A 21,352-nucleotide genomic window follows, 5' to 3' on the forward strand; every position below is an offset into this window, starting at 1 on the left:
TCCATGCTTTAAGCCTGTCTCTCTTGCGGCTTGAGCCGCACGTAAAGGGTTTTCCCGACCCGCGCCACCCAGTGGCCGGCGCTGTCATGAATGTCGAACCTGCAAGGCAGGTATTTTATCAATCGCGCCTTGCCGAATCGGCGGATCAGCCAGTTACGCATCTGGACGCGTACCCAGCCCCATCGCCTGCCGGGCAAACCAGCGTTTGGCCGGTGGCAGCAGATCGAGGCCGAGCAAGCCGATGTTGCGCCCCAGGGACACCAGCGGCTGGGTACTGCCGAACAGGCGCGTAACCTGATCGGAGAAACCCACGGTGAGGTCCTGATCGAGACGCTGGTGTTCGCGATAGGCCTGCAACGTGGCGAAGTCGCCCAATGGTTTTTCACTGGCGAGCAAGGCATTGGCCAGGGCCTGAGCGTCGCGCAGGGACAGGTTGAATCCCTGGCCGGCAATCGGATGCAGGCTGTGCGCCGCGTTGCCGAGCACCGCCAGATGCGGGCGCACCTGTTCTTCGGCCTCGACCAGTGTCAGCGGATACAGATGCCGCGCACCCACCTGCTTCAATGTGCCAAGGCGATAACCGAACACACCCTGCAACTCGCTGAGGAAGCTGCGCTCGTCGAGGGCTGCCAGGCGTTGCGCGTCCATGCCCAGGCGGGTCCAGACCAATGCGCAGCGATTATCCGGAAGCGGCAGCAACGCCATCGGGCCTTCGTCGGTGAAGCGCTCGAAAGCCATGCCGTTGTGGGCTTCGCTCGGGGTGATGTTGGCGATCAGCGCGCTCTGGTTGTATGGACGCTTGCGGATGCCGATCCCAAGTTGCTCGCGCAGGCCGGAGCGGCCACCATCGGCGAGCACCGCGAGGTCGCATTCCAGGGTGGTTTCATCATTGAGGGTCAGGCGGTAGCCGTCGGTCAGCGGCTCCATGCGGGTGACTTCTGCCGGGCAGTGCCATCTGATCACGTCCTTGTCCAGGCCTTGCCACAGGCATTGGCCGAGCCAGGCGTTTTCAACGACATAACCCAGCGCTGGAACACCCTCTTCCATCGCCGACAACCGCGCCGTCGAGAATCGACCACGGTCGGAAACATGAATCTGCTTGATCGGCTCGGCTCGGCGCGAGACTTCCTGCCAGACACCCAACCGTTGATAGATTTGCCGCGAGCCGAAGGACAACGCCGAGGAACGGGCATCGTAACTCGGTTGCCAGGTGTCGCCAGGAGCAAACGGCTCGATCAACACGATCTTCCAGCCTCGGGCTTTGGCCCCGGCCTGAAGCGCCAGTGCCAGACTTGCACCGACCAGCCCGCCACCGATGATTGCCAGGTTGACTCGACTCATGCTGCCTGTGTCCGCGCGGCGGCCATCAGGGCCTCGATCTCGGCGACGGTTTTCGGCACGCCGCTCGTCAATATTTCACAGCCGGTTTTGGTGACCACTACGTCGTCCTCGATGCGCACGCCGATACCGCGCCATTTCTTCGCAACATTCTGGTTGTCCGGGGCGATATAAATCCCCGGTTCCACGGTCAGCGCCATGCCGACTTCCAGCACGCGCCACTCGCCGCCGACCTTGTATTCGCCGACGTCATGCACATCCATGCCCAGCCAATGGCCGGCGCGGTGCATGTAAAACGCCTTGTAGGCTTCACTGGCGATCAGTTCGTCAACGTCACCACGCAGCAGACCCAGCTTCACCAGCCCAGCCGTGATGACCCGGACCGTGGCCTCGTGCGCCTGATTCCAGTGCTTGTTCGGGGCGATTTCGGCAAAGGCGGCTTCCTGGGAGGCCAGCACCAATTCGTAGATCGCTTTCTGTTCCGCTGAATATTTGCCACTGACCGGAAAAGTCCGGGTGATGTCGCTGGCATAACAGTCGATCTCGCAACCGGCATCGATCAGCACCAGATCACCGTCCTTGAGCAGCGCGTCATTCTGCTGGTAATGCAGGATGCAGCTGTTGCGCCCCGCCGCGACGATCGACCCGTAGGCCGGCATCTTCGCCCCGCCCTTGCGGAACTCGTAATCGAGCTCGGCTTCCAGGCTGAATTCGTGCAATCCGGCGCGACAGGCCTGCATTGCCCGTACATGCGCCTGGGCGGAAATCCGCGCCGCCTCGCGCATCACTTTCACTTCTGCCGCCGATTTATACAGGCGCATGTCGTGCAGCAGATGATCCAGGGCAACGAATTCGTTCGGCGGCTGGGCACCGAGGTTGGCCTTGGAGCGGATCACGTTGATCCACTCCATCAGGTGGCGATCGAATTCGGGGTTGCTGCCCATGGCCGAATATACCCGGTCACGACCTTCGATCAGGCCCGGCAGGATGTCGTCGATATCAGTGATCGGAAAGGCGTCGTCGGCGCCGAAGTCGCGAATCGCGCCTTCCTGCCCGGCACGCAGGCCATCCCACAGCTCGCGCTCGGCATTGCGTTCGCGGCAGAACAGGATGTATTCGCCATGCACGCGCCCCGGCATCAATACCAGTACGGCCTGGGGCTCGGGAAAGCCGCCGAGGTACTGGAAGTCGCTGTCCTGGCGGTAAACGTGCTCGACGTCGCGGTTACGAATAGCCACCGCGGCGGCGGGCAGGATGGCGATGCTGTTGGGTTCCATCTGCGCCATCAGGGCCTTGCGGCGACGGCTGTATTCCGATTTCGGGATATGGATCATGGGCAGATGGCGTTCCCTGGCAAACGATTAGTGCAGCGACGGTTTGGCGGCGGCCGGTACGTCTTTTTTGGTCTCGGAGAACAGCAGCAGCGGAGCGACGCGCAGGTATTCCATGACTTCCATGTAGTCGTTTTCGCCGTCGTCGGACTCTTCCAGGGCATCCTGCACCTGGGAAATGGCCGCCAGATCCTGCAGCACCTCGGTGGCCTCGGTGCTCAGGGCGCTGCTGTCACGGCAGTTCAGGCCGAAACCGCTGAGGAAACCCTGGCACCACTGGCCCAGTGCGACAGCACGGTCGGTGAGGGGGGCGTCATCGGTCGGCAAAAGCAGAACGACGGTCACGTCATCGCCCGTTAGCTCGCCCTTGACCATCTCTTGCAAGCCGATCAAGGCGTTGCGAACGTTGTCCTGCGGCTCGCTTTCGAGCAGTTCGGCGGCGTCGATCAACCACTCTTCGGCATTGAAACCGGCGCCGGCACAGCTGCGGCCGAGCAGCAGGCCATGCAGTTCGGCAGGCGAGACGTTATGACCGCTGGAAGTCAGCAGGGTGGCGAAGGCTTGGTACGGGGAATTCTGAATGGTCATGGGCAGCTAGGCGCCAGACGGCGCTATGTCTAGAATGAAGGCCTTGTATCCTACATCGACTACCCCTGTAGGAGCGAGCTTGCTCGCGATGGTCGCCAACGATAACGTTGGGTACCTGACACCCCGCGGCGTTCTCGGGTTCATCGCGAGCGAGCTCGCTCCTGCAGTCCGACACCCATCAGACAGTGAAGACAATGGAAGACACCGACCTGCAAGCGCTGATGGCCAGACTCGAACTGCTGATTACCCGAGTCGAGCAACTTAAGAGTCAAAACGGACTCTTACTAGCTCAGGAAAAGACCTGGCGCGAGGAACGCGCGCACCTCATTGAAAAAAACGAAATCGCCCGGCGTAAGGTCGAATCGATGATTTCGCGCCTCAAGGCCCTGGAGCAAGACTCATGAGTTCAAGCAATAGCGTCACCGTGCAGATCCTCGACAAAGAGTATTCGATCATCTGCCCTCAGGAAGAGCGCAGTAATCTGATCAGCGCCGCCCGTTATCTGGACGGCAAGATGCGCGAGATCCGCAGCAGCGGCAAAGTCATCGGCGCCGACCGTATCGCCGTGATGGCCGCGCTGAACATCACCCACGACCTGTTGCACAAGGAAGAACGGCCGGATATCCAGGCCAGCGGCTCGACCCGCGAACAAGTGCGTGACCTGCTCGATCGCGTCGATCTGGCGCTCGCCACCGATCCGGATGTCACCAAAGGCTGATTCGCGCCGCCGCTTGCGGTATAATCCCCTCACTCCCTGGGGTGCTTGCCAGTTGGCGATGTCCCTGAGCCGATTTGCTATACCCTGGAGGTTGCACGTTGGGCTGGTGTGCATGTCCGCTAGACGGAAAGCCTTAAAGCCTACTGCATCTTCCACCTTGAACTTTCGGGTTCAAGGGCTAAGTCGACAGCGGCACATTCGGGGAGCCTGATTTCAGTCCAATGCCGGTTTTGATACCGGCATTGGCGTTTTTACGGGTACGCTTCACGTATCCGCATTGTTGAAGCCCGAATACATGACCGAACCTGCGCTGCTCCCCCGCCCGCAACTTCGACGCATGCTGCGCAAGGCCCGCCGCGCACTGACACCCAGCCAGCAACGCCAGGCCGCTCGCGGGCTGTACAAGCAATTGGCCCAGCAACCGCTGTTCCGCCGCGCCCGGCACATCTCCCTCTACCTGCCCACCGACGGTGAAATCGATCCGCGTCTGTTGCTGCGCGCCGCGCAACGCCGGGGCAAAGCCACCTATCTACCGGTGCTGAGCGCCTGGCCGCGAACCAAAATGGTGTTCCAGCGCATCCGTCCCGGGGAAAAACTCAAACCCAACCGCTTTCGTATTCTCGAACCACGGGCCAACCTCGCCCGGCAGCGCAAGATCTGGGCGCTGGATCTGGTGCTGTTGCCATTGGTGGGTTTTGACGATGTCGGCGGACGCCTGGGAATGGGCGGTGGTTTCTACGACCGGAGCCTGGCCTACCTGGCGCGACGAAATGACTGGCGCAAGCCCACGCTGTTGGGGCTGGCCCATGAATGTCAGAAAGTGGCGCGATTGGCTCAGGCGAGCTGGGATGTGCCGCTGCAAGGAACGGTGACGGACAAGGCCTGGTATTACGCAGGCTAGGCGCCACTTCGATCAGTGGCGCCGAGGCAACAGGATCAGCGCTTGAAGGCTGTCGACTGTTGCTGCAATTGGGCGAGTTCGACCGGCGCATCGGTCTTGTTGGCCCATAGGCTTTGGGCATAGCCAGTGGTCACGACGCCAAGGCCAAACAAAATGACCAAAATCCATAGTAAATCCGGTTTGCGTTTCATCGATTGCCCCCCAAAGGCACATCAACACGATGACAGCAGCGGTTTCCGTTTGTAGGCCGTGCAGCAGCGTCAAGCTTTAAAGGCCGGCATTTTGCGACAACGTGAACCGCTGCGCAAATGCTGACGTCAACCGACTGTCGGTTTGTCATAAAATCGCCAACAAGCTGCTCAATCACCACGCAAGGAGCAAAAGACATGGCCTATTGGCTGATGAAATCCGAGCCCGACGAACTCTCGATCAAAGGGCTGGAAAAGCTCGGCAAAGCGCGCTGGGACGGGGTTCGCAACTATCAGGCACGCAATTTCCTGCGGACCATGGCGGTGGGAGATGAGTTCTTTTTCTATCATTCCAGCTGCCCCGAGCCTGGCATCGCCGGAATCGGCAAGATTGTCGAAGCCGCGTATCCGGACCCGACGGCGCTGGAGCCAGAGAGCCATTATTTTGACCCAAAGGCCACTCCGGAGAAAAACGCCTGGAGTGCGATCGATGTCGCGCATGTCGAGACGTTTGCCCGGGTGCTGAAACTGGATTATCTGAAACAGCAGACGGCGCTGGCCGAGTTGCCACTGGTGCAGAAAGGCTCGCGACTGTCGGTGATGCCCGTAACCCCGGAGCAGTGGGCGGCGGTGATTGCTTTAAAGCCTTGAGTCATTCATTGCCTGTACCGGCCTCTTCGCGGGCAAGCCCGCTCCCACAATGGATTTGTGTTGGAAAACGATCACGTATACACCAAAGAAAACTGTGGGAGCGGGCTTGCCCGCGAAGAGGCCGGCCCGGACAGCAGAGTTCTTACTGAATGATCAGGTTGTTAAACAACAGATCCTCAACCACCGGCTTACCGGTTTCGTCGTTCATCACCTGTTGGGTCTGTTTCAGCGCTTCCTGACGCAGCTTTTCCTTGGCCTCGACGTTGTTCATCGTCTCGGTGGTCTGCTGGGCGAACAGTGCGACCAATTGATTGCGGATCAAGGGTTCATTGGCCTTCACCGCCTTGGCAGCCTCGTCACCGGTCACCCGCAACGCCACATCGGCCTTGTAGACCTTGAGTTTCGGCGTGCCGTCCAGCCCGTAGTTACCCACGAACGGCGGGCTCAGGGTGATGTAACTGACCTTCGGAGCTGCATCTTCTTTGGCTTCTTCGGCCACCGCTGCCACAGGCAGAGACAGGGCCAGCATCAACATGATCCACGCTTTCAAAATTCGCTCCTTATCCGGTTTGCGGCCTAGCATAACGACCCGCCGCGCAAGCACAAGCTTATGGCTGACTATCAGGGCCGGGCATGCTCGTTGACCCATCGACCCACACACCTACACTTATCGGCCATCACTCCCAAAGGAATAGCCCTGATGAAAGCCGTGCTGTGCAAAGCCTTCGGCCCTGCCGAATCGCTGGTGCTGGAAGACGTCGCCAGTCCTGTCGCGAAGAAGAATGAAATCCTGCTGGACGTGCACGCCGCCGGGGTGAACTTCCCCGATACGTTGATCATCGAGGGCAAATACCAGTTCAAGCCGCCCTTCCCGTTTTCGCCGGGTGGTGAAGCGGCCGGCGTGGTCAGCGCAGTGGGTGAAAAAGTCAGCCACTTGAAAGTCGGTGACCGGGTCATGGCCCTGACCGGCTGGGGCAGCTTTGCCGAGCAGGTCGCCGTGCCGGGCTACAACGCACTGCCGATCCCGCCATCGATGGACTTCAACACCGCCGCCGCCTTCAGCATGACCTACGGCACCTCGATGCATGCCCTCAAGCAGCGCGGCAACCTGCAACCGGGCGAAACCCTGCTGGTACTGGGTGCTTCCGGCGGCGTCGGCCTGGCGGCGGTGGAAATCGGCAAAGCCATGGGCGCCCGGGTGATCGCGGCGGCCAGCAGCGCAGAGAAACTCGCCGTGGCCAAGGCCGCCGGCGCCGACGAACTGATCAACTACAGCGAAACCAGCCTGAAGGACGAAATCAAGCGTCTGACCGACGGCCAGGGTGCCGACGTGATCTACGACCCGGTCGGCGGCGACCTGTTCGACCAGGCCATCCGCGCCATCGCCTGGAACGGCCGCTTGCTGGTGGTCGGCTTCGCCAGCGGTCGCATTCCCGAATTGCCGGTCAACCTGGCCTTGCTTAAAGGTGCGGCAGTGCTCGGCGTGTTCTGGGGCTCGTTCGCCCAACGCCAGCCGCAGGACAACACGGCGAACTTCCAGCAGTTGTTTGGCTGGTTTGCCGAAGGCAAGCTCAAGCCTCTGGTGTCCCGGGTGTATCCGCTGAGCAATGCGGCGCAGGCGATCAATGACCTTGGCCAGCGTAAAGCGGTGGGGAAAGTGGTGGTGCAGGTTCGCTGAATCTCTCTGCAAACAAGCGCGGCCATGTAGCCGCGCTTTTATTGCCGTCAAAGCAACACCCGAATCTCCTCCGGCAAAAACCGCACATACCGACTCGCCGGATGTGCGCTACACCGCTGCACAATCGAACGGACGCTGGCATTGAGCTTGGCAATCAGAGCCAGACGTTTCTCTTCCGGCAATTGAGTCGGTGAAAGCGAGTGGGTCAGGTAACTGCGGGTCCAGCTGAAAACCGGCAGGTCCACCCACGAGGAAGTGGCGATGTTCAACGATGCCCGTGCGATAGCACTGCACTTCAGCCGCTCCAACTCCTTGTTGACGTGGAAGGGATGTTCGCTGTCCAGCCTGTATTCCATGGGTGCGACCACGAGGATTTGCGCAGGTTGATCCTTGGTAATTGTCCACGGCTTGAATCGCCATTGGTTGACTGCGGCCAATGACGCCTCTTCGAGTTCGGGATGTGCACTTTGCACAATCCCGGCATTACTGACTGATCCATCGGCCTTCACAGTCATGCTGACACGCACCATGCCAGTGACACCCGCCCGATGCAGCGCCTTCGGATAAATCGGCTTTGGGTTGTTCTCGGGTATCAGAAATACCTCCCCGGCCCTGATATCCGCAGAGACCAGCAACAAAATTCCAACCAACCACCACCGCATGTCCCTCTCCCTTCGTCTGCAACGCCAGACTTGGCAACAGCACAAAGGTTAAAGCGCCGGGCCATTCGACATAACGCCATGACTTCTGCTTTAAACGAAGGATCTTTCCTAAAGTCCTGCCCCATTCCGGGCAGATCAAATGCCCCAAACGAAAACAGGTAACGCTTCCTACAACGCCCTTCACTTACATCTGAGCGACATGTTCATAAAGGAATGCGCGACTTCCAACATTTCCGCTGTTTTGCCGATGAGAACCGGTGCTATTTTCGGTAACGAAACTGTAACATTCGTATCCGCAGTCAAAACAAGAAATCTGGAGCTCTTGAATGTTTGCTTTCTTTCGTCCTGCCGCACATCAGGCTCCATTGCCTGAAGAAAAAATAGACAGTACCTACCGACGCCTTCGCTGGCAGATTTTCGCCGGCATTTTCATTGGCTATGCCGGTTACTACCTGCTGCGCAAGAACTTCTCCCTGGCCATGCCGTATCTGATCGATGAGGGCTACTCCCGTGGCCAGCTGGGTCTGGCGATGTCCGCCATCGCGATTGCCTACGGTCTGTCGAAGTTTCTCATGGGCCTGGTGTCCGACCGTTCCAACCCGCGCTTCTTCCTGCCATTCGGTCTTCTGGTGTCGGCTGGGGTGATGTTCATTTTCGGTTTCGCGCCCTGGGCGACGTCCAGCGTGACCATGATGTTCATTTTGCTGTTCATCAACGGCTGGGCGCAGGGCATGGGTTGGCCGCCGAGTGGCCGGACCATGGTGCACTGGTGGTCGCAGAAGGAACGTGGCGGCGTGGTGTCCGTCTGGAACGTGGCGCACAACGTCGGCGGTGGCCTGATCGGCCCGTTGTTCCTGATCGGCATGGGGCTGTTCAATGACTGGCACGCCGCGTTCTACGTGCCGGCAGCCGTGGCGCTGGCAGTAGCGGTGTTTGCCTTTGTGACCATGCGCGACACCCCGCAATCGGTTGGCCTGCCGCCGATCGAGCAATACAAGAACGACTACCCGGAAGGCTACGACGCCAGCCACGAAGAGGAATTCAGCGCCAAGGAAATCTTCGTCAAATACGTGCTGCGCAACAAAATGCTCTGGTACATCGCCTTGGCCAACGTCTTTGTCTATCTGCTGCGTTACGGCGTGCTGGACTGGGCACCGACCTACCTCAAGGAAGCCAAGGGTTTCACGGTGGATAAAACCTCGTGGGCGTACTTCTTCTACGAGTGGGCAGGTATCCCGGGCACGCTGCTGTGCGGCTGGATGTCGGACAAGATCTTCCGTGGCAACCGTGGCCTGACCGGCATGGTGTTCATGGCGCTGGTGACGGTCGCGACGCTGGTTTACTGGCTCAACCCGGCCGGCAATCCGATGGTCGACATGATCGCGCTGCTTTCCATTGGCTTCCTGATCTACGGCCCGGTGATGCTGATCGGCCTGCAGGCGCTGGAACTGGCACCGAAGAAAGCTGCCGGTACGGCGGCGGGCTTTACCGGTCTGTTCGGTTACTTGGGCGGTTCGGTCGCGGCCAGTGCAGCGATGGGCTACACCGTGGACCATTTCGGTTGGGACGGCGGTTTCGTGCTGCTGGTCGGTGCCTGCCTGTTGGCGATGGCCTTCCTGGCCCCGACACTACGGCACAAACAAATCGCCAGTCAGGGCCGCGAAGCACTCGCTTGATCGGCCTTTGATTTACAGCGCTTGAGCCGCGCCTCCAGATTCCGGTCTGGCATGGCGTGGCTACGAAGGGCGTGCGCGGTCTGCTCGACATAATCGCGAGTGGTGCCGTAGCGCCCGCAGGCGTTTTCGAACACATGGCTCAGCACATGGTCCGGCAAGTTACCGGCATAGCTGGGCAGGTGTCGCTCCAGCACAAAGCCCAATGCCTGAACCTGGCTGCCATCGTCGAGGCGGCAGTTGAGCCAGTGCGGGCGGTAGGAAGGGAAAGGCATCTCGCGCTGCCAAAGTGCGTAGAGCGAGGCTTCGAGTTGCTCTTCGGGCAAGCGATAGGCGAAACCGCTGCAAGAACCGCCGCGATCCAGGCCAAACACCAGGCCGGGCATTTCCGGTGTGCCGCGATGTTCGTGGGACCACAGGTACAACCCGCGATGGTAGCCATGCACCCGGCCGCGAACCCGCTCAACCGCCGTGCATTCAGGGCGCCAGATCAGCGAGCCATACGCAAACAGCCACACCGGCCCGCCCTTGTGGCGCGCCATGGTCGATTGCATCGAGCTGAGCAGTTGTTCGTGAGTGAGCTGCGGCCCCAGATCGAGCCGCGGAGGGTAAGCCAGATTCAAAAAAGCAGATTCAATGGCGCTCATGGCGAATAGCGTTCAGCTCCCCGCGGGTGAAGAATTACTTAATAGAACGCACGGCTGTAACAATAAGGCACATAAGTTTTAAGGCAATTTAAATGCCATGGCACAGTTCTTAATGAATTGCTTGGACAACATATAACCTACCGATATTTATAAAAATTTATAAATGCCGATTGGCTATATGTGGAGTTATATACCTGTAGGAGCGAGCCTGCTCGCGATGGAATCAAGAACGCTGCGGGTAGCCTGACTGCCCGAGTAATCGTTAACGACCATCGCGAGCAGGCTCGCTCCTACAAGGTGGTCGGGGCAGATCAAGACCGCGGCGCGTACGCAAACACATCGGCGCGCATTTGATGAGCATCCATTCCCGCTTCCACCAGAGCATCCAGCGTGCCGTAGACCATGGCCGGAGAGCCGCTGGCGTACACGTGTAGCGGCTTGAGGTCAGGGAAGTCTTCACAGACCGCTTCATGCAACATGCCGCACCGCCCTTCCCAACCGCATTGATCGCTGACGACCTTGTGCAGGAACAGGTTGGGCAACTTCAGCCATTCGTCCCAATGCTCGATCTGATAAAAATCTTCAGGACGACGCACGCCCCAATACAGATGCACCGGGTGCTTGAAACCCGAAGCCCGGCAATGCTCGATCAGACTGTGGATCTGGCCCATGCCGGTACCCGCGGCGATCAGCACGAGAGAACCTTCCGGTAACTCCTCCAGGTGGGTATCGCCGAACGGCAATTCGACCCGCACCATACTGTTGCGCTGGAGCTGTTCGATCAGGCTCAGCGCACTGGATTCGCGCGCCAGTACGTGGATTTCCAGGTCGCGCCCCGCATGCGGTGCCGAGGCGAGGGAGAATGCGGACTTTTCGCCGTTCTCCCGTTCGATCATCAGGTACTGGCCAGCGTGGTAGCGCGGCGGTTTGCCGGCCGGAGCCCGCAGACGCACGCGCCAGGTGTCGCCGCCCACCTCCTTGCACTCAATGACCTGACACGACACGCTGCGCACCGGCAGTTCTCCCAGCGCGAGCACGCCATCCCACAGCACGATGCAGTCTTCCAGCGGCTCCGCTATGCAAGTGTAGAACTCGCCATGGTCACGCACATTGCCAGCCTGCTCGACCCGGCCTTCCACCAGCAGCGCGGCGCACACGTGGCAATTGCCGTTGCGGCAGCTTTGCGGGCATTCGTAGCCCAGACGTCGTGCGCCATCGAGAATCCGCTCGCCGGGCAATATCTCAAGTACTGCTCCGGAGGGCTGCAAGGTTACACGCATCAATCTATTCCTAACTGATTCCAGATGGCATCGATCCGCTGGGTCACGGCATCGTCCTTGACGATGACCCGGCCCCATTCGCGAGTAGTTTCGCCCGGCCATTTATGCGTGGCATCGAGGCCCATTTTCGACCCCAGGCCGGAAACCGGCGAGGCGAAGTCGAGGTAGTCGATCGGCGTGTTATCGATCATCACGGTGTCGCGCTTGGGGTCCATGCGCGTGGTGATGGCCCAGATCACGTCGTTCCAGTCCCGGGCGTTGATATCGTCGTCGGTGACGATAACGAACTTGGTGTACATGAACTGTCGCAAAAACGACCAGACACCCAGCATTACCCGCTTGGCGTGGCCCGGATACGACTTTTTCATGGTCACGATGGCCATGCGGTACGAGCAACCTTCGGGCGGCAGGTAGAAATCGGTGATCTCCGGGAACTGCTTCTGCAGGATCGGCACGAACACTTCGTTCAATGCCACGCCGAGGATTGCCGGCTCATCCGGCGGACGGCCGGTGTAGGTACTGTGGTAGATCGGCTTGATCCGATGGGTAATGCGCTCGACGGTGAACACCGGGAAGCTGTCGACTTCGTTGTAGTAGCCGGTGTGGTCGCCGTATGGGCCTTCATCGGCCATCTCGCCCGGATGGATCACGCCTTCGAGGATGATTTCGGCGGTGGCCGGCACTTGCAGATCGTTGCCGCGGCACTTCACCAACTCAGTGCGGTTACCGCGCAAGAGGCCTGCGAAGGCGTATTCGGAAAGGCTGTCGGGCACCGGGGTCACGGCACCGAGGATAGTCGCCGGGTCAGCGCCCAGGGCCACGGAAACCGGGAACGGCTGGCCCGGATGCTTTTCGCACCACTCGCGGTAATCCAGCGCGCCGCCACGGTGGCTCAGCCAGCGCATGATGACCTTGTTGCGACCGATCACTTGCTGACGGTAGATACCGAGGTTCTGGCGATCCTTGTTCGGGCCTTTGGTGACGGTCAGGCCCCAGGTGATCAGCGGACCGACATCGCCCGGCCAGCAGGTCTGCACCGGCAGCATGGCCAGGTCGACGTCGTCGCCTTCGATGACCACTTCCTGGCACACCGCGTCCTTGACGACTTTCGGCGCCATCGAAATGATCTTGCGGAAGATCGGAAGCTTGGACCAGGCATCCTTCAAGCCTTTGGGCGGCTCGGGTTCCTTTAGGAACGCCAGCAGCTTGCCGATCTCGCGCAGCTCGCTGACCGACTCGGCACCCATGCCCATGGCGACCCGCTCGGGGGTACCGAACAGGTTGCCGAGTACCGGGATGTCATAGCCTGTCGGCTTTTCAAACAACAGCGCCGGGCCTTTGGCACGCAGCGTGCGATCACACACCTCGGTCATCTCCAGCACTGGAGAGACGGGGATCTGGATGCGTTTCAACTCTCCGCGCTGCTCAAGCTGCTGCACGAAATCCCGAAGATCCTTGAATTTCATTGATGATGGCACCCGAAAAATAGGCGTACATCCTACCTGCTCTGCCGGCCGCTGGCAGCTTATCGCTGCTTATCTGGATGCATTCACCTGCGGTTCCCCCTCGTTTGCCCTGGCTTGCAGACTGACAAACAGCGGTTCGAGGATCGGCGCCACGAACCGCGCACCGACTTCCGAGAGGTGATTGTCATCGGTGTACAACGAGTAGCCGCCGCGTTCGGCGCGGCACAGGCCGCTGGCATCACACAGTCTTGGCGCCGGGTCCACCACCTGTACCGCCGGGTCCTGCGCCAATTGTGCGAACAATTGACTGATGAATGCCTGGCGCTTGTGATGCTCTGCGAGCGCCAGCCCGACATCGTCGACCGGACGGGCCAGCATTGCCAGACGGGTGAGGCGATACGGTGGGCTGAAGGCCTGCAACGGCGCCTCTTTTACCAGCCAGACCCGATGCCCGCCGGCACGCAATTGCGCGACTCGGGTACGCAAGCCATCGGCCAGACGTTGTTCGGCAATTGCGCGATCGTAATGCCCGTCAGGGTTTTTCAGAACGTGGCCCAGATCACCTTTGGCATCGCCGTAGAGGTATAGGCTCCAGTGTGCAACCAGCACCACATCGCTGACAGCTTGCGGCTTCAGGGCCTGTTCAACACGTCGATTGAACCGCGCACAACGCGCATCGTGCTCCAGGCCTGCGACAGGCAAACAGCCGGCAGAACTGGCGAGCATCACATTGACGCCATGGGCCTTGGCACCCTCGTCGAAAACCGGAATCAACGCCGTGGCATGGCTATCGCCCCAGACAAGCGCTGGGGGCAGGCGGTTTTGCGCGCCATAACGGCAGAACAACTTGTCATCCGGCGTCTTGTCATCGGCCAGGCAGGCCATCAGCTCTGGCCGCCATTCGCGACCCTTGGCGTATTGCAGCGCCTGGTCAGACAGACGCCATGGCAAGCCGTCGGTCCATCGCAAGGCTTGTCCGGCCAGGCCGAGCACCAGGACGCCGCAGGCACCAGCGAGCAGAATCTGCCGGCGCCCGGCGAGCAGGCGACGCTCACGAAACGGGGTTTCGACGAATTTCCAGGACAGATAACCCAGCAACAGCGTCAGTAAAATCAACCCGACACTGTCGAAAACACTCGTTTCACCGACGCTGGCATAGCTGGAGAATACGAACACCGGCCAGTGCCACAGGTACCAGGAATATGAAATCAGACCGAGGCCGACCATTATCCGACTGCTCAAAAACTGACCAACCCAGGTTTCACGATGACCGTTGGCCAGAATCAGCAGCACCACACCCGGCACCGGCAGCAACGCCGCGACACCCGGGAATGGCGTGGCCTTGTCATAACCGAACACCGCCAACAGGATCAGCAACATACCGAGCAGGCTCAGCCACTGCGCCGCCATCGGCTTGAGACGCCATGCAGACTTGGGTGCTACCGCCAGCATTGCACCGGCCAATAGCTCCCACGCACGCATAGGCAACAGGAAGAAAGCTTTTTCCGGATGATGGGCGACAGCCCACACGCTCAAACCAAAGGACAGCAGCAATACGCTGAACAGTGCCAGTCGCCAATGCTTGAGACGGCTCGACAGCAGTGTCAGCAGCAACGGGAAGACGATGTAAAACTGCTCCTCCACCGCCAGCGACCAGGTGTGCAGCAGGGGCTTGAGATCGGAGGCGACATCGAAATAGCCGTCCTGGCGCATGAACAGGATGTTGGAGACGAACATCACCTGGTAACGCACCGATCGCCCCAGTTCTTCGTAATCCTTCGGTGCCAGCAAAAACCAGCCGACCGCCAGCACCGCAATGATCATCGCGAACAACGCCGGCAAAATCCGCCGCGCACGCCGGGCCCAGAAATCGACGAAGCTGAATTGCCCGGCCTGGCGCTGATTCCAGATGATCGACGTGATCAGGTAACCGGAAATCACGAAAAACACGTCCACGCCGACAAAGCCGCCGGTAAACCCAGGAACGCCAAAGTGAAACAGCACGACGGCGATCACCGCCACTGCGCGCAAGCCGTCGATATCCCTTCGATAAGCCAGTGAGCTCATAAGCATTAAACCAGTCAGATCGTTATTTTCAGCGCGCTTGAGCATCGCCCCCGGAGATGACTGCAAACGCGGCTGGTTGAAGTGCTAACCAACTGACCTTGGCCAATCAAAAACCTCCCATGGCCCAGGTAAAAAAAAGGCGCCCCACCGGGGCGCCATTCTCTTGAACTCAACGGGCGATGTTACTTGCGCTTCATCGACAGGAAGAATTCGTCGTTGGTCTTGGTCGTTTTCAGCTTGTCGACCAGGAACTCGATGGCAGCAATTTCATCCATCGGGTGCAGCAGTTTGCGCAGAATCCACATGCGCTGCAGCTCGTCGTCGGCGGTCAGCAACTCTTCGCGGCGGGTGCCGGAACGGTTGATGTTGATGGCCGGGAACACGCGTTTTTCAGCGATGCGGCGATCCAGAGGCAGCTCCATGTTGCCGGTGCCTTTGAATTCCTCGTAGATCACTTCGTCCATCTTCGAGCCGGTTTCAACCAGCGCGGTGGCGATGATGGTCAGCGAGCCGCCTTCTTCGATGTTCCGCGCGGCGCCGAAGAAACGCTTCGGTTTCTCCAGGGCGTGAGCATCGACACCACCGGTCAGTACCTTGCCGGAGCTCGGGATCACGGTGTTGTAGGCGCGAGCCAGACGAGTGATGGAGTCGAGCAGGATCACCACGTCTTTCTTGTGCTCGACCAGGCGCTTGGCCTTCTCGATCACCATTTCGGCAACCTGCACGTGACGGGTTGGCGGCTCGTCGAACGTCGAGGCAACCACTTCACCGCGCACGGTGCGCTGCATTTCGGTTACTTCTTCCGGACGTTCGTCGATCAGCAGCACGATCAGGTGAACTTCAGGATTGTTACGCGCGATGTTCGCGGCAATGTTCTGCAGCATGATCGTCTTGCCGGCTTTCGGCGGTGCAACGATCAGACCGCGCTGGCCTTTACCGATCGGGGCGCACAGGTCGATGACACGACCGGTCAAGTCTTCGGTGGAACCGTTACCGGCTTCCATCTTCATGCGCACGGTCGGGAACAGCGGGGTCAGGTTCTCGAAGAGAATCTTGTTCTTCGCGTTTTCCGGACGGTCGAAGTTGATCGTGTCGACCTTGAGCAGCGCGAAATAACGCTCGCCTTCCTTTGGAGGGCGGATCTTGCCAACGATGGTGTCACCGGTGCGCAAGTTGAAACGACGGATCTGGCTCGGCGAGACGTAGATATCGTCCGGACCTGCGAGATAGGAAGCGTCAGCGGAGCGCAGGAAGCCGAAGCCGTCCTGGAGAATCTCCAGCACGCCATCACCGGAGATTTCCTCACCGCTTTTCGCGTGCTTCTTGAGCAGGGAGAAAATCACGTCCTGCTTGCGCGAACGGGCCATATTTTCTATGCCCATCTGTTCGGCCAATTCGAGCAGTTCGGTAATCGGCTTTTGCTTGAGTTCAGTCAGATTCATATAGGAATGACGTAATCATTTATGGAGGGGGGAAATTAAGCTTTTGGCTTAATGAGGCCGCGCCGCGGAGAAGGCGACAGGATCGCGTACTTATTCGAAAAGGAGTGCGTCGGCGACGGCTAGCAGGGGGCAATGGAGAAACCAGTGCGGGGCCGAATGTACCATCTGAGTTTAGGAGCGTCTAGCCCTGAATACGCAAAAAGCCCCGCTATTTGCGGGGCTTTTTCAGGACACTTTGCAACGACGCTTAGATGTTGGCGTCGAGGAATGCAGCCAGTTGCGACTTCGACAGTGCGCCGACCTTGGTCGCTTCAACGTTGCCGTTCTTGAACAGCATCAGGGTCGGGATACCGCGCACGCCATGCTTGGCCGGGGTTTCCTGGTTTTCGTCGATGTTCAGCTTGGCAACGGTCAGCTTGCCTTTGTAAGTCTCGGCAATCTCGTCCAGAACAGGAGCGATCATTTTGCAAGGGCCGCACCATTCAGCCCAGTAATCGACCAGTACAGCGCCTTCGGCCTTGAGTACGTCGGCCTCGAAGCTAGCGTCGCTAACGTGTTTGATAAGATCGCTGCTCATGGAATTCTCCAGGTTGTAAGCAAAAAAACGTGGCCCATCATAGCGGTCCTTCCCTCGTTCAGGAAGGTGCAGATGATTGAGTCTCGCTATGGTGATCCATGAGTTTGGGTATAGCTCAGGTCATGAAGTGGCGGGAGCGATGAACGCGATTCCGGTGCGCAACGCGGCGTTACGTACGTGCTCTTGCATGGCCTTTTGCGCGGCGCCAGACGCTCGGCGAGCCAGCGCACGAAGGATTTTGCGGTGTTCCTGCCAGGTTTCCATGGCCCGCTCGACCCGGATGAACGGTAGCTTCTGGCTTTCCAGGAAGATGTCGGCGCTGGCGGTCAGGATGCTCAGCATCGCCTGATTGCCGCTGGCCAGCAGGATGCGGCGGTGGAATTCGAAATCCAGCCGGGCCGCGGCTTCGAAGTCGCCGGACTTCAGCTCATTGCGCATGGCGGCGACATTGTCTTCCAGCGCATCGAGTTCGTCGGTGCTCAAGGTTACGGCCGCCAACCCCGCAGCAAAACCTTCCAGCGCATAGCGCAACTGAAAGATGTCCAACGGCGAAGCCTGCGCCGCGAACGGCCAGCCCGGCGCCGCATCGCCCCGCGGTAGCTCCACGGGCGATTGCACGAATACGCCTTTGCCCGGCTGGATACTGATGACCCCCAGCGCACTCAGCGATGACAACGCCTCGCGCAACGACGCCCGACTGACCCCCAATTGCACCGCCAGGTCCCGTTGCGAGGGCAAGGCATCCCCCGGCCCGAAGCCCTGTTCGGTAATCAGTTTGCGGATGGCTTGCAGCGCCACTTCAGGTACGGCGCGGGAGATCGAGTTCATGGTTTTCCAGACGAACCAGCCAATGTGCGCTCAGTTGTAAAGCTATTCGCGACGTCCGGCAAGTCGTGCCCCATGGGGGTTCGGAGATTTTCACGGCTGCGCCATCGGGGTGCGAAAAGCAACCTGACTGTTCAGACCAGTAAGACCGTGCGACGCCAGTAAAACCGTGCCCTGGCGCCCTCAAAACCCCATGTTGGCATGGCCCATGCTCTGTCGATCCGCAGAAATCACTTCTTGCCGATCCGGAGATTTGCCATGACCCAGCGTTACAGCGCCCTCCTCGCAGCCTTGTTCGCCAGCCTGATGCTGAGCCTGGCACCCGCCCACGCCGATGGTCTGGAGGATGTGGTCAAGCGCGGCGTCCTCAAGGTGGCCGTGCCCCAGGACTTCCCGCCATTCGGCTCGGTCGGCCCGGACATGAAACCCCGCGGCCTCGATATCGACACCGCGAAACTGCTGGCCGACCAGCTCAAGGTCAAACTCGAACTGACGCCGGTCAACAGCACCAACCGCATCCCGTTCCTCACCACCGGCAAGGTCGACCTGGTGATCTCCAGCCTCGGCAAGAACCCGGAGCGCGAAAAAGTCATCGACTTCTCCCGCGCCTACGCGCCGTTCTACCTTGCCGTGTTCGGTCCGCCAGACGCCGACATCAAGGGCCTGGACGATCTCAAGGGCAAGACCATCAGCGTCACCCGTGGTGCCATCGAAGATATCGAGCTGACCAAGGTCGCCCCCGAAGGCGTGACCATCAAGCGTTTCGAAGACAACAACTCGACCATTGCCGCGTACCTGGCCGGGCAAGTCGACCTGATCGCCAGCGGCAACGTGGTGATGGTCGCCATCAGCGAGAAGAGCCCGAAACGCGTGCCGGCGCTGAAAGTGAAGCTCAAGGACTCACCGGTCTACGTCGGCGTGAACAAGAACGAGTCGGCGCTGCTGGACAAGGTCAACCAGATTCTTGTGACCGCCAAGAGCGACGGCGCGCTGGAAAAGAACGCCCTGACCTGGCTGAAAGAACCGCTGCCGGCCGATCTCTGATTCGGCGCGCTGGAGACGTTTTATGGCTTATCAGTTCGATTTCCTGCCGGTGGTGAACAACACCGATCTGTTGCTGCGCGGTGCGTTGTTCACCCTTGAGCTGACCGCCATCGGCGCTGTGCTCGGCGTGGGGCTGGGCATCGTCGGGGCGCTGGTGCGGGCGTGGAACATCCGGCCTTTCGCGGGGATTTTCGCGGTCTACGTCGAGTTGATCCGCAACACGCCATTTCTGGTGCAGTTGTTTTTCATCTTCTTCGGCTTGCCGTCCCTGGGCGTGCAGATTTCCGAATGGCAGGCGGCGGTGCTGGCGATGGTCATCAACCTCGGCGCCTATTCCACCGAGATCATCCGCGCCGGCATCCAGTCGATCCACCGGGGTCAGCTGGAAGCCGCAGCGGCACTGGCGATGACGCGCTTCGAAGCGTTCCGTCATGTGGTGCTGCTGCCGGCACTGGGCAAAGTCTGGCCGGCCCTGAGCAGCCAGATCATCATCGTGATGCTCGGCTCGGCGGTGTGTTCGCAAATCGCGACGGAAGAGCTGAGTTTCGCCGCCAACTTCATTCAGTCGCGCAACTTCCGCGCCTTTGAAACCTACGCCCTGACCACACTGCTGTACCTGTGCATGGCGCTGCTGATCCGCCAGTTGCTGAACTGGCTTGGCCACCGCTTCATCGCAAGGAGCAGCCGATGAGCGACTTCACTTTCTGGGACATCGTGCGCAACCTGCTCACGGGCCTGCAATGGACGCTGGCGCTGTCGCTGGTGGCGTTCATTGGCGGCGGACTGATTGGCTTACTGATCATGGTCATGCGCATCTCGAAAAAATCCCTGCCGCGCAGTTTCGCCCGCACTTACATCGAACTGTTCCAGGGCACACCGCTATTGATGCAACTGTTCCTGGTGTTTTTCGGCGTGGCGTTGGCCGGGATCGAGATTTCGCCGTGGATGGCCGCGGCGATTGCACTGACGTTGTTCACCAGTGCTTATCTGGCGGAGATCTGGCGCGGTTGCGTCGATTCGATTCCAAACGGCCAGTGGGAAGCCTCATCGAGCCTGGCGCTGAACCCGCTGGAACAATTGCGCCATGTGATCCTGCCCCAGGCCCTGCGCATCGCCGTGGCGCCGACAGTGGGGTTTTCGGTGCAAGTGGTCAAAGGCACCGCCGTCACCTCGATCATCGGCTTCACCGAGCTGACCAAGACCGGCGGCATGCTCGCCAACGCCACCTTCGAACCGTTCATGGTCTACGGCCTCGTCGCCCTCGGCTACTTCCTGCTCTGCTACCCCTTGTCGCTCAGTGCGCGATACCTGGAAAGGAGACTGCATGCCTCTGCTTAGAATTTCCGCCCTGCATAAATACTACGGCGATCACCATGTGCTCAAAGGCATCGACCTGAGCATCGAGGAAGGCCAGGTGGTGGCAATCATCGGCCGTAGTGGCTCGGGCAAGTCCACCTTGCTGCGCACCCTCAACGGCCTGGAGTCGATCAACGACGGCGTGATAGAAGTTGACGGCGAGTACCTCGACGCCGCCCGCGCCGACCTGCGCAGCCTGCGGCAGAAAGTCGGCATGGTGTTCCAGCAGTTCAATCTGTTCCCGCACCTGACCGTCGGCGAGAACGTCATGCTCGCGCCGCAAGTGGTGCAGAAAGTGCCAAAAGCCAAAGCTGCCGAACTGGCACGGCAGATGCTGGAAAGAGTCGGGCTGGGGGAAAAGTTCGATGCCTTCCCTGATCGGCTGTCGGGCGGGCAGCAACAGCGGGTAGCGATTGCCCGGGCACTGGCGATGTCGCCGAAGGTTTTGCTATGCGACGAAATCACCTCGGCACTGGACCCGGAACTGGTCAATGAAGTACTGAGCGTGGTCCGGCAACTGGCCAGGGAAGGCATGACGCTGATCATGGTCACCCACGAAATGCGCTTCGCCCGGGAGGTTGGGGATAAGTTGGTGTTCATGCACCAGGGCAAGGTGCATGAGGTTGGGGATCCGAAGATTCTGTTCGCGAATCCGCAGACGGCGGAGCTGGCGAATTTTATTGGGACGGTTGAGGCGGCGGGCTGATAGATCTTTGTTGACCGGAAGGCCGCCTTCGCGAGCAAGCCCGCTCCCACAGTTGACCGCGTTGTTACTGAGGTACGCGGTTAAATGTGGGAGCGGGCTTGCTCGCGAAGAGGCCATCAGCAGCACCGCAAATATTCCCGCGGCAGAAGATCGCAGCCTTCGACAGCTCCTACGCGTTGGCGCCAGCCTTTGATCGTGGCACGATGTCGAGGTT

At 59.9% G+C, this 21,352-nt stretch carries 23 protein-coding genes, 1 other RNA gene and 1 pseudogene; 11 read left to right on the top strand and 14 right to left on the bottom strand.

Annotated elements, in window-relative coordinates; all coding sequences use genetic code 11:
- Window positions 1-8 precede the first annotated feature (8 nt).
- The 4 genes and pseudogenes from KGB20_RS08485 to KGB20_RS08500 all read right to left on the bottom strand — a co-directional run.
- Window positions 9-116: pseudogene (locus KGB20_RS08485) on the bottom strand (tetrameric acyl-CoA thioesterase); the annotation flags it as partial.
- Between the two features lie 37 nt (window positions 117-153).
- Window positions 154-1,341, bottom strand: a complete 1,188-nt coding sequence (gene ubiH, locus KGB20_RS08490) for a 2-octaprenyl-6-methoxyphenyl hydroxylase (protein WP_150813740.1) — start codon at window positions 1,339-1,341, stop codon at window positions 154-156.
- Window positions 1,338-2,672 carry a Xaa-Pro aminopeptidase gene (pepP, locus tag KGB20_RS08495; RefSeq protein WP_154909845.1) on the bottom strand — a complete coding sequence of 445 codons (1,335 nt, stop codon included), beginning with the start codon at window positions 2,670-2,672 and terminating at the stop codon, window positions 1,338-1,340. The genes ubiH and pepP overlap by 4 nt, the downstream gene beginning before the upstream one ends.
- A gap of 27 nt (window positions 2,673-2,699) precedes the next feature.
- The gene (locus KGB20_RS08500) at window positions 2,700-3,257 is read right to left on the bottom strand and encodes a YecA family protein (protein WP_057712822.1); all 558 of its coding nucleotides are present in this window, start codon (window positions 3,255-3,257) and stop codon (window positions 2,700-2,702) included.
- 194 nt (window positions 3,258-3,451) lie between these two features.
- On the opposite strand from KGB20_RS08500, the gene KGB20_RS08510 reads away from it, so the two are divergent.
- The 4 genes from KGB20_RS08510 to KGB20_RS08525 all read left to right on the top strand — a co-directional run bounded on the left by KGB20_RS08510 (window position 3,452) and on the right by KGB20_RS08525 (window position 4,876).
- The gene (locus KGB20_RS08510; RefSeq protein WP_007982902.1) at window positions 3,452-3,661 is read left to right on the top strand and encodes a TIGR02449 family protein; all 210 of its coding nucleotides are present in this window, start codon (window positions 3,452-3,454) and stop codon (window positions 3,659-3,661) included.
- The gene (locus KGB20_RS08515) at window positions 3,658-3,975 is read left to right on the top strand and encodes a cell division protein ZapA (protein ID WP_057712821.1); all 318 of its coding nucleotides are present in this window, start codon (window positions 3,658-3,660) and stop codon (window positions 3,973-3,975) included. The genes KGB20_RS08510 and KGB20_RS08515 overlap by 4 nt, the downstream gene beginning before the upstream one ends.
- 30 nt (window positions 3,976-4,005) lie before the next feature.
- Window positions 4,006-4,184, top strand: a non-coding RNA gene (gene ssrS / locus KGB20_RS08520) — 6S RNA.
- Window positions 4,185-4,270: 86 nt separating this feature from the next.
- Window positions 4,271-4,876 carry a 5-formyltetrahydrofolate cyclo-ligase gene (locus KGB20_RS08525; protein WP_008048703.1) on the top strand — a complete coding sequence of 202 codons (606 nt, stop codon included), beginning with the start codon at window positions 4,271-4,273 and terminating at the stop codon, window positions 4,874-4,876.
- A 35-nt stretch (window positions 4,877-4,911) separates the two neighbouring features.
- Here KGB20_RS08525 and KGB20_RS08530 read toward each other — a convergent pair whose 3' ends face one another.
- Window positions 4,912-5,067, bottom strand: a complete 156-nt coding sequence (locus KGB20_RS08530) for a hypothetical protein (protein WP_007982896.1) — start codon at window positions 5,065-5,067, stop codon at window positions 4,912-4,914.
- A gap of 195 nt (window positions 5,068-5,262) precedes the next feature.
- Between KGB20_RS08530 and KGB20_RS08535 the strand changes: the two genes are divergently transcribed.
- Entirely contained in the window at window positions 5,263-5,715 is a 453-nt protein-coding gene (locus KGB20_RS08535) for an EVE domain-containing protein (RefSeq protein ID WP_154909843.1), read from the top strand.
- Window positions 5,716-5,857: 142 nt separating this feature from the next.
- Here the strand turns inward: KGB20_RS08535 and KGB20_RS08540 are convergent, their stop codons facing one another.
- Window positions 5,858-6,265 (bottom strand): flagellar basal body-associated protein FliL, encoded by a 408-nt coding sequence (locus KGB20_RS08540; protein ID WP_032829534.1) that lies wholly within the window; start codon window positions 6,263-6,265, stop codon window positions 5,858-5,860.
- Window positions 6,266-6,415: 150 nt separating this feature from the next.
- Here KGB20_RS08540 and KGB20_RS08545 point away from each other — a divergent pair, with 150 nt between their 5' ends.
- Window positions 6,416-7,393, top strand: a complete 978-nt coding sequence (locus KGB20_RS08545; protein ID WP_154860919.1) for an NADPH:quinone oxidoreductase family protein — start codon at window positions 6,416-6,418, stop codon at window positions 7,391-7,393.
- 47 nt (window positions 7,394-7,440) lie between these two features.
- Here KGB20_RS08545 and KGB20_RS08550 read toward each other — a convergent pair whose 3' ends face one another.
- Complete coding sequence (locus KGB20_RS08550; RefSeq protein ID WP_154909842.1) at window positions 7,441-8,055, bottom strand: energy transducer TonB; 615 nt, start codon at window positions 8,053-8,055, stop codon at window positions 7,441-7,443.
- Between the two features lie 326 nt (window positions 8,056-8,381).
- Between KGB20_RS08550 and glpT the strand changes: the two genes are divergently transcribed.
- Window positions 8,382-9,731 (top strand): glycerol-3-phosphate transporter, encoded by a 1,350-nt coding sequence (gene glpT / locus KGB20_RS08555; RefSeq protein WP_008048696.1) that lies wholly within the window; start codon window positions 8,382-8,384, stop codon window positions 9,729-9,731.
- Here the strand turns inward: glpT and KGB20_RS08560 are convergent.
- The 7 genes from KGB20_RS08560 to KGB20_RS08590 all read right to left on the bottom strand — a co-directional run bounded on the left by KGB20_RS08560 (window position 9,707) and on the right by KGB20_RS08590 (window position 18,035).
- A complete protein-coding gene (locus KGB20_RS08560; protein ID WP_090452075.1) occupies window positions 9,707-10,375 on the bottom strand; it encodes a gamma-glutamylcyclotransferase in 669 nt (222 codons plus the stop codon). The genes glpT and KGB20_RS08560 overlap by 25 nt on opposite strands.
- Before the next feature lie 311 nt (window positions 10,376-10,686).
- Entirely contained in the window at window positions 10,687-11,655 is a 969-nt protein-coding gene (locus KGB20_RS08565; protein ID WP_090452076.1) for a CDP-6-deoxy-delta-3,4-glucoseen reductase, read from the bottom strand.
- On the bottom strand, window positions 11,655-13,121 hold the full coding sequence (gene ubiD, locus KGB20_RS08570) for a 4-hydroxy-3-polyprenylbenzoate decarboxylase (RefSeq protein WP_008048693.1): 1,467 nt from the start codon (window positions 13,119-13,121) through the stop codon (window positions 11,655-11,657). Before ubiD ends, KGB20_RS08565 begins: the two co-directional genes overlap by 1 nt.
- A 69-nt stretch (window positions 13,122-13,190) precedes the next feature.
- A complete protein-coding gene (locus KGB20_RS08575) occupies window positions 13,191-15,188 on the bottom strand; it encodes an acyltransferase family protein (protein ID WP_154909840.1) in 1,998 nt (665 codons plus the stop codon).
- A gap of 182 nt (window positions 15,189-15,370) precedes the next feature.
- Complete coding sequence (gene rho / locus KGB20_RS08580) at window positions 15,371-16,630, bottom strand: transcription termination factor Rho (RefSeq protein ID WP_057712815.1); 1,260 nt, start codon at window positions 16,628-16,630, stop codon at window positions 15,371-15,373.
- Window positions 16,631-16,877: 247 nt separating this feature from the next.
- Entirely contained in the window at window positions 16,878-17,207 is a 330-nt protein-coding gene (gene trxA, locus KGB20_RS08585; protein WP_003206727.1) for a thioredoxin TrxA, read from the bottom strand.
- Between the two features lie 120 nt (window positions 17,208-17,327).
- A complete protein-coding gene (locus KGB20_RS08590; protein ID WP_154909838.1) occupies window positions 17,328-18,035 on the bottom strand; it encodes a FadR/GntR family transcriptional regulator in 708 nt (235 codons plus the stop codon).
- A 255-nt stretch (window positions 18,036-18,290) separates the two neighbouring features.
- Between KGB20_RS08590 and KGB20_RS08595 the strand changes: the two genes are divergently transcribed.
- The 4 genes from KGB20_RS08595 to KGB20_RS08610 are packed head-to-tail and all read left to right on the top strand — an operon-like array spanning window position 18,291 to window position 21,138.
- Window positions 18,291-19,076: a transporter substrate-binding domain-containing protein gene (locus tag KGB20_RS08595; protein ID WP_150813732.1), complete on the top strand. Its 786-nt coding sequence runs from the start codon at window positions 18,291-18,293 to the stop codon at window positions 19,074-19,076.
- A 22-nt stretch (window positions 19,077-19,098) separates the two neighbouring features.
- Entirely contained in the window at window positions 19,099-19,767 is a 669-nt protein-coding gene (locus KGB20_RS08600) for an amino acid ABC transporter permease (protein ID WP_150813731.1), read from the top strand.
- The gene (locus tag KGB20_RS08605; RefSeq protein WP_057712811.1) at window positions 19,764-20,414 is read left to right on the top strand and encodes an amino acid ABC transporter permease; all 651 of its coding nucleotides are present in this window, start codon (window positions 19,764-19,766) and stop codon (window positions 20,412-20,414) included. Before KGB20_RS08600 ends, KGB20_RS08605 begins: the two co-directional genes overlap by 4 nt.
- Window positions 20,401-21,138: an amino acid ABC transporter ATP-binding protein gene (locus tag KGB20_RS08610; protein ID WP_150813730.1), complete on the top strand. Its 738-nt coding sequence runs from the start codon at window positions 20,401-20,403 to the stop codon at window positions 21,136-21,138. The genes KGB20_RS08605 and KGB20_RS08610 overlap by 14 nt, the downstream gene beginning before the upstream one ends.
- The last annotated feature ends 214 nt before the right edge of the window (window positions 21,139-21,352 follow it).

The organism is Pseudomonas sp. BF-R-30 (genome assembly GCF_019956175.1).
Classification (GTDB): domain Bacteria; phylum Pseudomonadota; class Gammaproteobacteria; order Pseudomonadales; family Pseudomonadaceae; genus Aquipseudomonas; species Aquipseudomonas jessenii.